Raw genomic sequence first — 13,577 nt, forward strand, 5'->3', positions numbered from 1 at the left:
AGCGCGGGCGGCTAGAGCGCGGCCAGCAGCGCCTGGGTCGGCCAGCCGTCGACGGCCATGCCGAGCCGCGCCTGTTCCTTGCGCACCGCCTCGCGCGTGTTGACGCCGAGCACGCCGTCGACGCCGCCGACATCGTGACCGCGGGCCGTGAGCTTTTCCTGCAGCGCGCGCATCTCCTCGGGATTGAGGCCGGGCTCGGGATAGCCCTTGCGATAGGGCGGGTCGCCGGCGAACCGGCGGGCGAGATGGGCCGCCGTCAGCGTGTAGACGAAGGATTTGTTCCATTCCAGATAGACGTCGTAATTGGCGTAGACGAGAAAGGCCGGCCCCTTGCGCCCCATCGGTAGCACGAGGCCGGCATCGGGCCCCTCGCCCAGCGTGCCGCCGTCGCGCGTGGTCACGCCCCAGGCCGCCCACTGCGCCAGCGGCAGCCGGTTGCTCCGTCCGGTCTTCTCCCACGGCATCGTCTCTGGAACGCGCACTTCCTGCATCCAGGGTTCGTTGGCGCGCCAGCCGAGCGCGGCGATCAGGCGCGCGGCGGTCATGATGACGTCCGCCACGCTGCCGCGCAGGTCGACGCGTCCGTCGCCGTCGCCGTCGACGCCCTTTTCGAGATAATCGCCCGGCAGCATCTGGATCTGGCCGATCTCGCCGGCCCAGGCGCCTTTCACGTCGGCCGGCAGCACGCCCTGATCGATCAGTTTCAACAGCGCGATCAGATGCGGACGGAACAGTTCGGGCCGGCGGCAGTCATGGGCGAGCGTGGCGAGCGCGTCGAGGGTCGAAAAATCGCCCTGCACGGCGCCGAAATCGGTTTCCAGCGCCCAGAACGCGGTGATGACGGGAGCCGGAACCCCATAGGTCTGCTGCGCCAGCGAAAAGGCGCCGGCATATTTTTTCATCCGCGCCGCCCCGTGCTGCAGGCGGTAGTCGTTGACCATGCGGCTGGAAAACTGGATGAAATCCTGGGTGAACACGCCCTGCGCGCGGTCGCGGGCGAGAACGCGCGTGTCGAATCGCGCTTGAGACAGCGCGTCGAGCCCGGCCGCGCCGACGCCTTCGGCGCTGGCCTGGCTCGCCACCGCGGCGCGCCAGGTTTCGAAATCGCCGCCGCATTGCTCGGCCGCCGCGGGACGGGAAACCCCGGTGGCGATGACCGCGCACAGCGCCGCAAGCCAGACTTTCATCGCAACGCCTTTCGTATCACGCCATGTCCCGCCAACGCCGGCCCCGGTTGCAGCATGCTGCGGCGACAGGCGTTTGACAAGCGAGCGGCCGGAACGGCGATCATCGGCCGGGACGGCGCGGCCTGCGCGTCATTTGGTGTTGGCGGCGAGCCATGTGCGCCAGGCCTTGCGATCGCCGTTGAAGACGTTGATGTCGGCGTCGCCCGTAATGCCCGGCACGATGCCGGTGCCGGTATACTGCCAGAACAGGAAGGGATGGCGGCCGTATTTCTCGTCGGGATGGCCGGCGACCGAGCGCAGCCAGAACGGGTAGCCCTTGAAGTTCGCCAGCCGGTTGTCGTCGAAAAAGTCGATCGAGGTGTAGATGATCGGCTTCTTGCCGTAATGGTTCTCGATCGTCTTGAGGAAGATGCGCATTTCCTTCTGCACGGTCGCGGCCGGCGGGCGCAGCTTGCAGGTCGGCGACAGATGGTTCCATTCCATGTCGAGCACCGGCGGCAGGGCGGAGGCGTCGCGCGGCACGTTGCGGATATACCAGCGCGCCTGTTCGATCGCCGGGCGACAGAAATAGAAGAAGTGATAGGCGCTGCGGGGGATGCCGGCGACCTTGGCGCCGTTCCAGTTGCGATGGAAATAGTCGTCAACGCGGTCGCCGCCTTCGGTCGCCTTGATGAAGGCGAAGGAAATGCCGCTTGCCTTGGCCTTTTTCCAGTCGATGTCCTTTTGATATTTGGCCACGTCGGTGCCGTGAACCGGATAGGTCCAGGGCGCGCGCCGCGACCAGTCGTGCGGATCGCGATCGCCGAAGCGCGGATTGGCGACGGCGACCGCCGAGGACGGCGCGACGTCGGCGAAGTCGTAATTGACCGACGTGCAGCCCGCCAACAGCGCGATCGCAAACAGTCCCGCCCAGCGCCGCATAGCGTTTTCCTTCCCCTGCCGAATCACGTCCAGACCCGTCTCAGCATGGCCAATTGTGACCCGGCGAGCGACCTATTCCCGTTTGATACATCGGTTTGGCTGTTGCTTTTGCCGTGTCCTCGCCCGAGATTGCCCCGGTAAATTAGGAAGATGGCGGGGGTGTGGTGGGACCGCCGACGGCGACGAACGGAGTTTTGGATGCGGATTCTGGCGAAAATCGCGGTTCTTGTAATCGCACTGGCGGTGCTGGCGGTCGTCGGCCTTGCCGGATGGCTCTATGTCGCGCCGCCGGCCCTGATCAGGGTGGGCGCGGCCTATTCGGCCAAGATGGTGTGTTCCAACGTCTTCCTCGCCGACCGCGACGCCACCCAGGTGCTGGCCGAGGACGTGCAGGCGCCCGGCCATCCGCTGCTGGGCTATATCCGGATCGAGGTCGACGAGGCCCACCGCGCGGTCTCCGCCGCGCTGCTCGGCGTTTTCGGACGCGAGCGCGCGGTGATGCGCGAGGGGCTGGGCTGCACGGTGGCGTCGGGTGACGCCCTCCTGGAGGGGCTCTCGGCATCCCAGGCCGCGCCGGTCGACACGCAGGCGCCGTGGCCCGAGGGCGAGATCGTCGCGCCCTCGCAGACCCCCGAGCTGGAAGCGATCCTCGCCGACGACGGCCTGACCGGGCCGGGCATGCGCGCGGTGGTGGTGGTCAAGAACGGCCGTATCGTCGGTGAACGCTATGGCGAGGGGTTTTCCGCCGTGACGCCGCTGCTCGGCTGGTCGATGACCAAGACGGTGACGGCCGCCATCATCGGCACGGTGATCGCCGAAGGCAAGCTCGCCCAGGGCCAGGAGAACCTGCTCGAAATCTGGAACGGCGACGACCGCGGCGGCATCACGCTCGCCGATCTGATGGCGATGTCGAGCGGGCTCGCCTTCAACGAGGATTATGGCGACGTCACCGACGTGACCCGCATGCTCTATCTCGAGCCGGACATGGCCGGCTTCGCCGCCGCCAAGCCGCTCGCCGCGGAGCCGGGCACCGATTTTTCCTATTCGAGCGGCACGACGCTGGTCCTGTCGCGCCTGTGGCAGGACGCGCTCGGCGAACCGCAGGCCGCGCTCGACTGGCCGCGCGAAGCGCTGTTCGACCGCATCGGCATGGCGAGCGCGGTGCTGGAGGCCGACGCGTCCGGCACCTTCGTCGGCTCGTCCTATCTCTACGCCACGGCGCGCGACTGGGCCCGCTTCGGCCAGTTGCTGCTGCAGGACGGGCGCTGGAACGGCGCCGACGTGCTGCCGTTCGGTTATGTCGCCTGGATGCGCCAGGCCGCGCCGGCCTCCGACGGCGCCTATGGCCGCGGCCACTTGTGGCTGCACGGCCCGCGCGCCACCACGCCGGAAGGCACGCATGCCGATGCCGGCTTCGACCTGCCCGAGGACGCGTTCTGGCTGCTCGGCCATGACGGCCAGACCGTCACCGTCATCCCCTCGCAAGATCTGGTCGTGGTGCGGCTCGGCCTGACCCCGTCCAAGCTCGGCTACAAGCCCCAGGCGCTGGTCGAGGCCCTGGTCGAGGCGCTGCCGTAGCCCGGCTCACCGCGCCGCGTCCCAGGCTCTGCCGCCAAGCCGTCAGGGCCGGTAGAGCCATTGTTCGGGAATGCGCACCGACACCGCCTCGCCGGCCGCGATCCGGCCGGGTTTTTCCACCCAGGCCACCAGCCCGCGCCGGCGCCTACCGGCTTTGGGAAAGGCCAGCGCGCCGGCCTCGCGGTCGGCCATGCCCGCATGGTCGGCGACCGAGCGCCCGGCGACCCGGCACGGCCCGTTCTGGCTGTCGACCTTCAGCGTCACGCCGTGCTTGAAGAAAAGCAGCGTGCCGGCCGGCAGCATCGACAGCCGCGGCACGCCCGACAATACGAGATTGGCGCCGATCCATTCCGGCCGGATCTCTCTTATCCCCATGCCGCGTGCAATCGCGGCCAGCTCGTCGGCCGCCACGATCGACAGCTGGCGTTCGTTGCGCATTTGCGTGCCGCGCGGATACCATGGCTCGCGCCCGCCCGAGCGGCGTGTCGCGCCGGCGTGAAAATCGCCTTTGATGCCGTCGAAATCGAGATCGAGCGCGTCCACGGCCTGGGTGACGAACCCGTCAGACAGCGCGGCGTAGACGCCGTCGGCACATGCCGAGAGTTTTCGCGCCGGCACGATCTCCGGCTCCGGGTCGAACCGTGTCAGCGGCAGGTCCATCGCGCTTCCCTCCCCTTGAACGGCACGCAGCATCACGCGCCCGGCGGACGAATTCCAGTCAATTGGGATGATCGAGCGATCACGCGGATCGATCGGTGAGCCGAGCTCCGAGCGCGGCCTCACATCATGCGCAACAGCGCCCCGCCGAGCGAATAGCCCGCCCCATAGGTGCACAACAGGCCGAAATCGCCGGCCGTCATGTCGCGATGGTTTTCCGACAACGCGACCACGGCGCCGGCGGCCGCCGTGTTGCCGAGCCGGTCGAGCACCATCGGCGCGCGGTCGTGGCCGACCTCCTCGCCGAAGGCGAGCTTCAAGATCATGCCGTTCATGCGCGCATTGGCCTGATGCAGCCAGAAGCGGCGCACCGTCTGCGGCGTATGGCCGTGCTCGGCCAGAAAATCGACGATGAAGCGGTGGCTGGCGATGGTGACTTCCTTGAACACCTTGTTGCCTTGCTGCTTGATCAGCTTGCCTTCCATGCCGATGACGCCGACATCGTCCTGTGCGGCCCGGTTCAGGTAGGAGAAATTCGAGCGGATATTGTTGGAGAACTGCGTCCAGCTCCTTGTGTCCATCACCTCGAACCGGCCCGGCCGCTCCTCGTCGGGCCCGATCGCCTCGACCAGCATCGCCGTCGCCGCGTCGCCGAAGATGAAATGGGTCTGCCGGTCGCGGAAGTTCAGATGCGGCGTGATCAGCTCCGGCGTGACGACCAGCGCCCGGCGATGCGCGCCCGAACGCAGAAGGTTGAAGGCGACATGCAGCCCGCCGCTCGCCGACGAGCAGCCGAGGCTGAGGTCGAACGCCGCCCCCCGGGCGCCGATCTCGTTCTGGATCTCGATGCCGATCGCCGGGTAAAGCCGCTCCAGATGCGAGGCCGCGCAGATCACCAGATCGACGTCCGAAGCATCGACGCCGGCATCGTCGAGCGCCGTGCGCGCGGCGCGCGCGCCGAACTCGGCCAGCACCGACAGGTCGTCGTCGGCGCGCGCGGCGATGCGCGGCGCCATGCGGTCGGGATCGAGAATGCCGTCCGGCGTGTGGACGTGGCGCTGCCGGATGCCCGAGGCGTGCTCGATGAAGGCCGCGCTCGACTTTTGCAGCGGCTCAAGCCCGTCGGCCGCCCGGCGCCGGTTGTCGCGCTCGACCCACAGATTGAAACAATCGACCAGCGCCTCGTTGCCGATCGAGGCTTCGGGAATGCTGACCCCGATGCCCGACAGCGCCACCCGGGCGATCCGGGGTCGGCCGCCGCCCTTGTCCGATAAGGGGGCGGGCGCGAGGCGCTCCTTGGCGGTGAATGCGCGTGAGGCTTCCATGTCTGCTCTTTATGCCTGTTTTATTCCGCAGTGCAACGAAATTGCCATGGCGCGATCGCGGCACGCGCCGCACCGCCGCCGCGGCGCGCCCGCCTCACCAGGCACAGATCTTGGTGCTGGTCTGCGGATTGTTCCAGCACGCCGCATCGTCGCGGCTGCGCACATATTCGCCCGGCAGCGAAATGTTGCGGTCGCCGAAATTGACGAACCCGAAAGCGAAGCCCGGCCGGTCGATCACCAGCGAATAGGTCGGGTAGCCATTTGCCGCGATGACGAACGAGCCGGCCTTGTCCGTGCCGCGGAAATCGCACTCGTAATAGCCGTCATCGGTGGTGAAGCACCGCGCCGGCTTGGCGAAGGCCGCCGCGCTGCCGAGGCCGAACGCCGCGACGGCGAGAACAAGAAGGGCCGAACCGGTGCGTGTCATGGCTGTCCTCCCGGATGCGGGCGGCGGACGACCCGCCGCCCATGCCGGCATCGAGCCATGCGGGCCGCCCCGGGTCAAGTCGCCGGCCGCCGGCGCCGACGAGAGCGACACCGCCCACGATTTCGCATTCGCGCCGACCGGCGCGCCGGGACTCTTCGGACCGTTCCTCCAGTTCCGCCGCCGGCTGCAGGGAAGACGAGCGCCCGCAACGATCGTCCGGTTTGCGGAGATCGCGGCGGCACACGATGAAGGGTGCGGGAGCGATGCGGGATGCCGTCATCGGCAAGCGTCGACCGCCGGCCGCGCCGAGCGCCCGTCATGACGTGTCGTTTAGCAGCCCGCCCCGGCCACCGCGGCCGCAGGCAAACCAACCGGGGCAAAATCCGGGACACCGGAGCGCATCGCCGATGCGACCATCCAGGCGTCGAGAACGTCCGATCCGGCGCAACAGCGCGGCGAGCGCGGCCGCCAGCGCCCTGAAACAGGCGGCGAGACGCAGCGCGCCGGCCGCGTCGTTCCGGATATGAGGCATTGGCCCGAGGGCCGATGGCGGCAGGCCCGTCGCGTCGGCGACAAACCCGGTCGCCACGGGCTCGGCCCGCCGCAATATACACAAAACCAAACAACGGACGGGCCAGGAGCGGGCGCCGGCGCGCTCGGCCAGGGCGGCGAGCGCGACGAGCAGCGCCATGATGCGCCGCAGCGTCCGTCTGTCCCCTCTTGCCACATCCACGTCCATACTCCAGGCCCTTCGCTCGCCGGCCGCCATTGTCCATGCGCTTACCTGCGGTGTGGACCGGCGCAGGGCGGATTTCGCGCAAGACGTTGATTTTGCGAGGAGCGGTGCCGGTATGTGTCCACGCGTTGGCGGCGATCTCGGGCCGGCGGGCGGCTCGTGCCGGTGCAGCGCTAGCGTGTGATCGCCCTCGTCTTTCCCTTGAGGCCTGAATGGACACCCGGAGTTCGGCTCCGGATGACAAGCTGAGGATCAAGCGAAAGATGGCCAAAGATATCATCGGCGTCGACATCTCGAAAGACTATCTCGACCGCATCAGCGACGGCGCAAGCCGCCGCTTTGCCACGACCGAACCGACCACCGGGCCTTCGAGCACACTTTGGCGGCAGCGGCTTCGCGCTCATTAAGGTCAACCCACGACAGGCAAGGCGCATCGCCGAGGCCACCGGCAGGCTCGCCAAGACCGACCGGCTGGGCGCCGCCATGCTTGCCCGCAAGGCGCTCTCCTAGAGCTTGAGGCTCGCCCGGTACGCCGGGGCTGTCCGGACCGTTCTTCCCGTTCTGCTGCCGGCTGGAATGAGGGCGAGGGCAAGCGCTGGTTTTGGCCAAGCCAGAAATTGCCTGTCCGATCGATTAGCATCTCCAGTTCCGTTTTCGCCCGGACTATTTCGACGCCTATCCCCAAGCCGGCAAATCGCTCGCTAGGCAAATCTTCCTCCGTTTATTCGAGGCATGCCGCAATCAGCCGCAAAACGTCGACTATCCAAAGAAAGCGGCGCGGTTCGTTAGCGACTTCCGGACCCGAATCGCGCAACATTGACATTCAACAAAAGTTCTGCTTTTGTTCCAAATTGATCAGAGGTTGACACATGAACGCCGAACCTACGGACATCGGTCTTGATCTGTTGCGTAGGACAGAGGGCCAGGCCTATCAGACAGTGCTCGCGGACCCGCCTTGGCGTTTCACCAACCGCACGGGCAAGGTTGCGCCGGAACATCGCCGACTGTCCCGATACGAAACCATGACAACCGACGAGATTTGCGCCCTGCCGGTTCAGGCGCTTACGGTCGAACCAACCCACCTCTATCTTTGGGTTCCGAACGCCCTGCTCCCGGACGGATTGCGGGTCCTTGCTGCCTGGGGCTTCGAGTACAAGGCCAATCTCGTTTGGCATAAGATCAGAAAGGATGGCGGCTCGGATGGCCGGGGGGTCGGTTTCTATTTCCGCAACGTTACGGAACTGATCCTTTTCGGGGTGCGGGGCAAGAACGCACGCACGCTTCCACCGGCGCGCAGCCAGGTCAATATGATCCAGTCGCGCAAGCGCGAACATTCACGCAAACCCGACGAGCAGTACGAGCTAATCGAGCGGTGTTCGCCCGGTCCCTATCTGGAGCTCTTTGCGCGCGGAACCCGTCCGGGATGGACGTTCTGGGGCAATCAGGCTGATGAGAACTATCGTCCAACCTGGAAGACCTACGCTTACAATTCTGCAGCCGAAGCGGCGGAATAGGTCTATTGGTATTCGAAGCTTATGGAATTTGCTGGAATCCCGATCAGAACGAGCGGGCATGGGTTTCCAACGCCACGTAGGACCCTGTCCTGAAGCTTGCGCCAATGCGTCGTTGCTTCACCGAATTTGTCACTGGCAAAAGCATCAACCCAAGCTTGGCGAAAATCCCCGGTGCGCTCCGCCCGTTCCGCAACGATTTTCCTTTGACGTCTTGTCGGCGAATACCCGAATTTATCAAGATCATCAATGTTGTTGATTTTGTTATCATCGGCGAAGCGCCGTAAGAGCGCACGTATTTCACGCTGAAGACTCTCTCCACGTGTTATGATAGCACCAACAGAGACCGCCCCCTCGGCATGAAGCCGCTTAAAACTCTCGAGATCTCGATCAAAAAATGGATCTTTGTTATTCCATTCGATCTCTAATGCAAAAACCCACGAATTATCGCCAAAGCTCTTTACATGGTCTATCTCATGCGAGAGTGCAGCAACTTCACGCTCTTCGAAATCATCCCCCCAACTCACCAATTTACGAACACGGATATTCCTCTTGGTCCAATGGCGCTCGGCCAAACCACGACGCAGCCGTTGCGTCAGGCCAGCTTCTCCTCCGCCACCAGCGACGATTTCAACTATGGGAATATCAAGGGATAAGAGTGCCTCTTCAATTTCCGCTTCCGCCTGGGGCATATCTTGCGAAATGATCGCCTCAGAATGATGAAGTGCGAGCACGTCAAATCCGCGCATCTTCAATTGTTCAAACAAATATCCCCTCCCAACTCTCTGCTCTTATCCCCTACCGCGTCAGCCTTTTATAGGTCACCCGTTTCGGGTTGACGCTGTCGGGGCCGAGCCGGCGGATCTTGTCGGCTTCGTAATCCTCGAAATTGCCCTCGAACCATTCCACGTGGCTGTCGCCCTCGAAGGCCAGGATATGGGTGGCGAGCCGGTCCAAAAACATGCGGTCATGCGAGATGATGACCGCGCAGCCGGGAAAATTCTCCAGCGCGTCCTCGAGCGCGGCCAGCGTCTCGGTGTCGAGGTCGTTGGTCGGTTCGTCGAGCAGGATGACGTTGCCGCCATCCTTCAACAGCTTGGCCAGGTGGACGCGGTTGCGCTGGCCGCCCGACAGCGTGCCGACCTTCTGCTGCTGGTCGGCGCCCTTGAAGTTGAACGACGAGCAATAGGCGCGGCTGTTGATCTCGTGCTTGCCGAGCTTGATGATGTCGTTGCCGTCGGAAATCTCCTCCCACACGCTCCTGTCCGGGTTGAGCGTGTCGCGGCTCTGGTCGACATAACCGAGCTTGACCGTGTCGCCGACGCGGATCGCGCCCGAATCGGGCTCGTCCTGGCCGGTGATCATGCGAAACAGCGTCGTCTTGCCGGCGCCGTTCGGCCCGATCACGCCGACAATGCCGCCGGGCGGCAGCTTGAATTCGAGATCGTCGATCAACAGCCGGTCGCCGAAACCCTTGGTAAGCCCCTCGGCCTCGATCACCACCTGGCCGAGGCGCTCGCCGGCCGGAATGACGATCTGGGCGTCGCCCGGACGGCGGTCGTCGGCCTGCTTGACCAGTTCGTCATAGGCCTTGAAGCGCGCCTTGGATTTCGCCTGCCGGGCCTTGGGCGAGGCCGCGATCCACTCGCGCTCGCGCGCCAGCGCCTTTTCGCGCGCCGCCTCCTCGCGGCCCTCCTGGGCCATGCGCTTGGCCTTGGCCTCCAGATAGGCGGTGTAGTTGCCCTCGTAGGGGATGCCGCGGCCGCGATCGAGCTCGAGGATCCAGCCGGTGACGTTGTCGAGGAAGTAGCGGTCGTGGGTGATGATCAGCACGGCGCCGGGATAGTCGCGCAGGTGCTTTTCCAGCCACGCCGTGGTTTCGGCGTCGAGATGGTTGGTCGGCTCGTCGAGAAGCAAAAGGTCGGGCTTGCGCAACAGGAGCTGGCACAGCGCCACGCGGCGCTTCTCGCCGCCCGACAATGTGTCGACCGAGGCCTCGCCGGGCGGGCAGCCGAGCGCCTCCATGGCCATCTCGACCTGGCTGTCGAGATCCCACAGATTCTGGCTGTCGATCTCGTCCTGGAGCCTGGACGCCTCGTCGGCCGTCTCGTCGGAATAGTTCATCATCAAGTCGTTGTAGCGGTCGAGGATCGCCTTCTTGGCCGCCACGCCTTCCATGACATTGCCCATCACGTCGAGCGCGGGATCGAGCTCCGGCTCCTGCGGCAGATATCCGCAGGTCGCCCCGTCGGCCAGCCACGCCTCGCCGGTGAACTCCTTGTCGAGCCCGGCCATGATTTTCAGCACCGTCGACTTGCCGGCGCCGTTCGGCCCCAGAATGCCGATCTTGGCATCGGGGTAGAAGGACAGATGGATGTTTTCGAGGATCTTCTTGGTGCCGTAGGCCTTGTTGAGGCCCGACATGTGATAGATGAACTGGCGTGCCATGGCGCGCGTCGCACTCCGTAAACTGGGCTGCGGGGAAAGGGTCGCGGCGTATGTAGGCGAAAGCACCGCCCGGAGCAATGGGCCAGGCCGCCACCCGTGAATGCCGGCTGAACGGCCGGTTCAGCCCGCGTTTCAAATCGGCATGCCAGAGTGGCCTCGTTCCTAGCGAACCCAACCCCCTGCCACTCTGGAGCCCTCCATGATCACAAAACTCATCCTCACCGGCACACTCCTCGCCGTTGCCGGCTTCGTCGCCGTCCCGGCCAAGGCCAACAGCCTGTGGATCGAGCAGCACGGCTGGTCGCACTCGCTCGGCGCCTCGCAGGACGGCAGCCGCAACCGCATCGGCATCTACCAGAACGGTTATCGCAGCTCCGCCATCGCCGACCAGCGCGGCCGGCGCAATGTCGGCGCAATCGGCCAGGACGGCGCGTATCACCGCGCCCGCACCGATCAATGGGGCAACCGCAACGCCGCCGGCATCGGACAATTCGGCACCGGACATGACGCCATGCTGATCCAGGACGGCAACGGCAATGTCGCCGCCAGCGTCCAGGTGGGGCGCGGCTGTTTAGCCGATGCCGTCCAGGCCGGAAACGGCAATGTCGCGGCGATCGTTCAAACCTGTCGCTAAACGGCGCCGACCGATGCCGGCCGACGCCACCACGCGTCGGCCGGCCGTCGCGCGCCTTCGGAAAAGGTCCAGCATCATGAAAAACCGCGTCCTCGTCGCACTTCTTCCGCTGCTTTCCGTCATCGGCGCGGCGGCCGCCTCCGCGCCGGACGGCAAGGACGGTCCGCTGGGCTGCGAGCTCCGCACCGCGACCCAGAACGGCCGGACCGTGATCGAAGCCGTCGTCCATGCCGACAGAGCGCTTCGCGGCACCTACCGGCTCGATGTCGAGGGTGGCGCATCCGCCGACAGCGCCCGGATTCGCCAGGGCGGAGAGTTCGACGCCCGCCCCGGCGCGGCAGAAACGCTCGGCCGGGTCGTGCTCGCTTCCGGCGGGCGCTACGAGGCAAGGCTGCGGTTGGACGCCGGCAGGCTGGCCGCGTCCTGCGCGACCTTCGTCGGCGGTCCCGTCTGACGACAGCGTGTCACCGCTGCCGATGCCGCCGCACGCGCCCGCAAGCGCCGACGTCCGGTTCCTAAACCGAAGCTGAACGAACGGTTCCGGCACGGTTCACCACGCCGGCGTCATGATCACCGCATCATCCGCGCAAGACCTGCGCGCCCGCACCCCTTGGAGACGACCATGTTTCGTACCGCCACTTCCAGATATTCAGCCCTGCTGCTGGCCGCCGCGATCGGCGTGGCGGCGCCGTCCGTGCCGGCCTCGGCCGGCGGTTCGATCGGCATCAGCATCGCCCCCGGCACCGCCGAGGCCGATCGGGCCTTGCGCACCGGCCTGCAGATCTATTCGCTGTTCAATGCCGCGCGCGGCAACGCGCTCGTCCGGCAAAACGGCCAGCGCAACCAGGCGGGCATTTCCCAGGCCGGGCGCGGCAATTACGGACTTGTCCACCAGGACGGCACCGGACACAGCGGGACCCTGGCGCAGAACGGCGACCGAAACGCCTACGGCCTGTTCCAGTTCGGCCGCGACACCCGGGCGAACGTGACCCAGAACGGACATGGGCGCAGCGGCGCGACGTTTTTGTTCGGGTGGTAGCGCGGCCCGCCGGGCAGCGCCGCCTATTGCAGGCCCGCGGCGTCGATAATGCCCTTCGGGCAGCCGCTCTTGCCGGTCGGCCGCGCGGCGTGGATGAGATCGCCCAGCCGCGCCTCCGGCTCCAGGGCGCCCGACAGCGCGATGGTGATCTCGCCGATCAACCGGCGGCCGTTCGACGGATCGTCGACGCAGGAAACCCGCACCCTTTGCCCCGCGCCTTTGCCGAACGCCGTGTCGAAAACGCGCCGGATCTGGCCGGAGGTGACCGCCTTGCCGATCCGCGCGGCAAAGAAGGCGCGCGCCTCGGAAGCATTGAGCGCCCGCATAAGCGCCAGCGTGCGGCGATAATAGGTTTCGGCGTCGCCGCCATAACACGCGCCGTGCTTGATCCATTCGTGCCGATGCAGATAGGAGGCCGCGCCCGGCATGACGGTGACGAGTTCGCGCAGGGTCTTCGTCTGCAGGCCGAGTTCGGGAAGGCTTTTCCAGGCCCCCGCCTTGTCGCGCTCGACAAGGGCGGCCGGCACGTCGCAATAGACCGTGCCCGGCGGCTGCGGCCACAAACCGTGCAGGGAAAAATGCGACGCGTCGAAACGCGCGGCCGTCTGCGTGCGGCATTCGCGCACCGAGGGTCGTGTTTCGCAGAAGCCGGGCTGCCAGTTGACCGCCAGCACATGGCGGGTCCGGCGGGGCGCTTGCGCAATTGTCCGCGCGGCCGCCGTCGTGCCGGCGGCGCGGCGGCCGGCCTCGCCCTGCACGAGGCGCCCGCATCCGGCCCGCACCCAGCGTCGTTCCGGCGCCGCCCCCTGCATCAGCACCAGATAATGGGTCGGGTCGGCCCGGTTGGCGGCGAGCGCGGCATAGACCTGGCCGGCGCGCGTCCTGACGTCGCCCGGATTGCCCCTTTTGCGGATCGACGGCGTCGCCGGACAGGCCCTGTCGGCAACGAACCGGCCGTCGAGCGCCACCTCCGCCCCAGCCGGAACCGGCAGGACCAGGCCGAAGGCCAAGGCCAGAAACAGGGGCGTCAACCGCAGGGCAGGCATCGCGGACTCCGGAAACGGATCGGGTTTCGGACGAAACGGGCATGTTCCTGGCCCGGCAAGGGGCCTGC

15 protein-coding genes are annotated in these 13,577 nt (G+C 66.3%); 6 read left to right on the forward strand and 9 right to left on the reverse strand.

Translation table 11 applies throughout. From position 1 onward, the window contains the following. Nucleotides 1–11 precede the first annotated feature (11 nt). Both ACT2B0_RS11885 and ACT2B0_RS11890 read right to left on the reverse strand, forming a co-directional pair. Nucleotides 12–1,187, reverse strand: a complete 1,176-nt coding sequence (locus ACT2B0_RS11885) for a lytic murein transglycosylase (RefSeq protein WP_473465003.1) — start codon at nucleotides 1,185–1,187, stop codon at nucleotides 12–14. Between the two features lie 129 nt (nucleotides 1,188–1,316). Then, the gene (locus ACT2B0_RS11890) at nucleotides 1,317–2,108 is read right to left on the reverse strand and encodes a glycoside hydrolase family 25 protein (protein ID WP_473465006.1); all 792 of its coding nucleotides are present in this window, start codon (nucleotides 2,106–2,108) and stop codon (nucleotides 1,317–1,319) included. A 198-nt stretch (nucleotides 2,109–2,306) separates the two neighbouring features. Between ACT2B0_RS11890 and ACT2B0_RS11895 the strand changes: the two genes are divergently transcribed. Beyond that, nucleotides 2,307–3,686 carry a serine hydrolase domain-containing protein gene (locus ACT2B0_RS11895; protein WP_473465008.1) on the forward strand — a complete coding sequence of 460 codons (1,380 nt, stop codon included), beginning with the start codon at nucleotides 2,307–2,309 and terminating at the stop codon, nucleotides 3,684–3,686. A gap of 42 nt (nucleotides 3,687–3,728) precedes the next feature. Here ACT2B0_RS11895 and ACT2B0_RS11900 read toward each other — a convergent pair whose 3' ends face one another. From ACT2B0_RS11900 to ACT2B0_RS11915, 4 genes are all read right to left on the reverse strand, one after another. Beyond that, the gene (locus ACT2B0_RS11900; RefSeq protein ID WP_473465011.1) at nucleotides 3,729–4,346 is read right to left on the reverse strand and encodes an MOSC domain-containing protein; all 618 of its coding nucleotides are present in this window, start codon (nucleotides 4,344–4,346) and stop codon (nucleotides 3,729–3,731) included. A 119-nt stretch (nucleotides 4,347–4,465) separates the two neighbouring features. Next, the gene (locus ACT2B0_RS11905) at nucleotides 4,466–5,587 is read right to left on the reverse strand and encodes a beta-ketoacyl-ACP synthase III (protein ID WP_473465955.1); all 1,122 of its coding nucleotides are present in this window, start codon (nucleotides 5,585–5,587) and stop codon (nucleotides 4,466–4,468) included. 175 nt (nucleotides 5,588–5,762) lie between these two features. Next, a complete protein-coding gene (locus tag ACT2B0_RS11910) occupies nucleotides 5,763–6,095 on the reverse strand; it encodes a hypothetical protein (protein WP_473465013.1) in 333 nt (110 codons plus the stop codon). 316 nt (nucleotides 6,096–6,411) lie between these two features. Beyond that, nucleotides 6,412–6,786, reverse strand: coding sequence for a hypothetical protein (locus ACT2B0_RS11915; protein WP_473465016.1), 375 nt, complete (start codon nucleotides 6,784–6,786; stop codon nucleotides 6,412–6,414). Between the two features lie 308 nt (nucleotides 6,787–7,094). Here ACT2B0_RS11915 and ACT2B0_RS11920 point away from each other — a divergent pair, with 308 nt between their 5' ends. Together ACT2B0_RS11920 and ACT2B0_RS11925 are read left to right on the forward strand one after the other, a co-directional pair. Continuing rightward, complete coding sequence (locus ACT2B0_RS11920; RefSeq protein WP_473466226.1) at nucleotides 7,095–7,238, forward strand: hypothetical protein; 144 nt, start codon at nucleotides 7,095–7,097, stop codon at nucleotides 7,236–7,238. A 462-nt stretch (nucleotides 7,239–7,700) separates the two neighbouring features. Beyond that, a complete protein-coding gene (locus ACT2B0_RS11925) occupies nucleotides 7,701–8,345 on the forward strand; it encodes an MT-A70 family methyltransferase (RefSeq protein WP_156712101.1) in 645 nt (214 codons plus the stop codon). Between the two features lie 2 nt (nucleotides 8,346–8,347). Here the strand turns inward: ACT2B0_RS11925 and ACT2B0_RS11930 are convergent, their stop codons facing one another. Together ACT2B0_RS11930 and ettA are read right to left on the reverse strand one after the other, a co-directional pair. Beyond that, complete coding sequence (locus tag ACT2B0_RS11930; protein ID WP_473465018.1) at nucleotides 8,348–9,109, reverse strand: BglII/BstYI family type II restriction endonuclease; 762 nt, start codon at nucleotides 9,107–9,109, stop codon at nucleotides 8,348–8,350. Between the two features lie 31 nt (nucleotides 9,110–9,140). Next, nucleotides 9,141–10,790, reverse strand: a complete 1,650-nt coding sequence (gene ettA / locus ACT2B0_RS11935; protein ID WP_473465020.1) for an energy-dependent translational throttle protein EttA — start codon at nucleotides 10,788–10,790, stop codon at nucleotides 9,141–9,143. Nucleotides 10,791–10,989: 199 nt separating this feature from the next. Between ettA and ACT2B0_RS11940 the strand changes: the two genes are divergently transcribed. The 3 genes from ACT2B0_RS11940 (at nucleotide 10,990) to ACT2B0_RS11950 (ending at nucleotide 12,463) form a co-directional block, all read left to right on the forward strand. Beyond that, nucleotides 10,990–11,424 carry a curlin gene (locus ACT2B0_RS11940; protein WP_473465024.1) on the forward strand — a complete coding sequence of 145 codons (435 nt, stop codon included), beginning with the start codon at nucleotides 10,990–10,992 and terminating at the stop codon, nucleotides 11,422–11,424. Nucleotides 11,425–11,500: 76 nt separating this feature from the next. Next, entirely contained in the window at nucleotides 11,501–11,878 is a 378-nt protein-coding gene (csgH, locus tag ACT2B0_RS11945) for a curli-like amyloid fiber formation chaperone CsgH (RefSeq protein WP_473465027.1), read from the forward strand. Nucleotides 11,879–12,046: 168 nt separating this feature from the next. Then, entirely contained in the window at nucleotides 12,047–12,463 is a 417-nt protein-coding gene (locus ACT2B0_RS11950) for a curlin (RefSeq protein WP_473465029.1), read from the forward strand. A 23-nt stretch (nucleotides 12,464–12,486) separates the two neighbouring features. Here the strand turns inward: ACT2B0_RS11950 and ACT2B0_RS11955 are convergent, their stop codons facing one another. Continuing rightward, nucleotides 12,487–13,509 (reverse strand): ribonuclease T2, encoded by a 1,023-nt coding sequence (locus tag ACT2B0_RS11955; RefSeq protein ID WP_473465031.1) that lies wholly within the window; start codon nucleotides 13,507–13,509, stop codon nucleotides 12,487–12,489. Nucleotides 13,510–13,577 lie beyond the last annotated feature (68 nt).

The organism is Nitratireductor sp. J20-h4 (genome assembly GCF_056780505.1).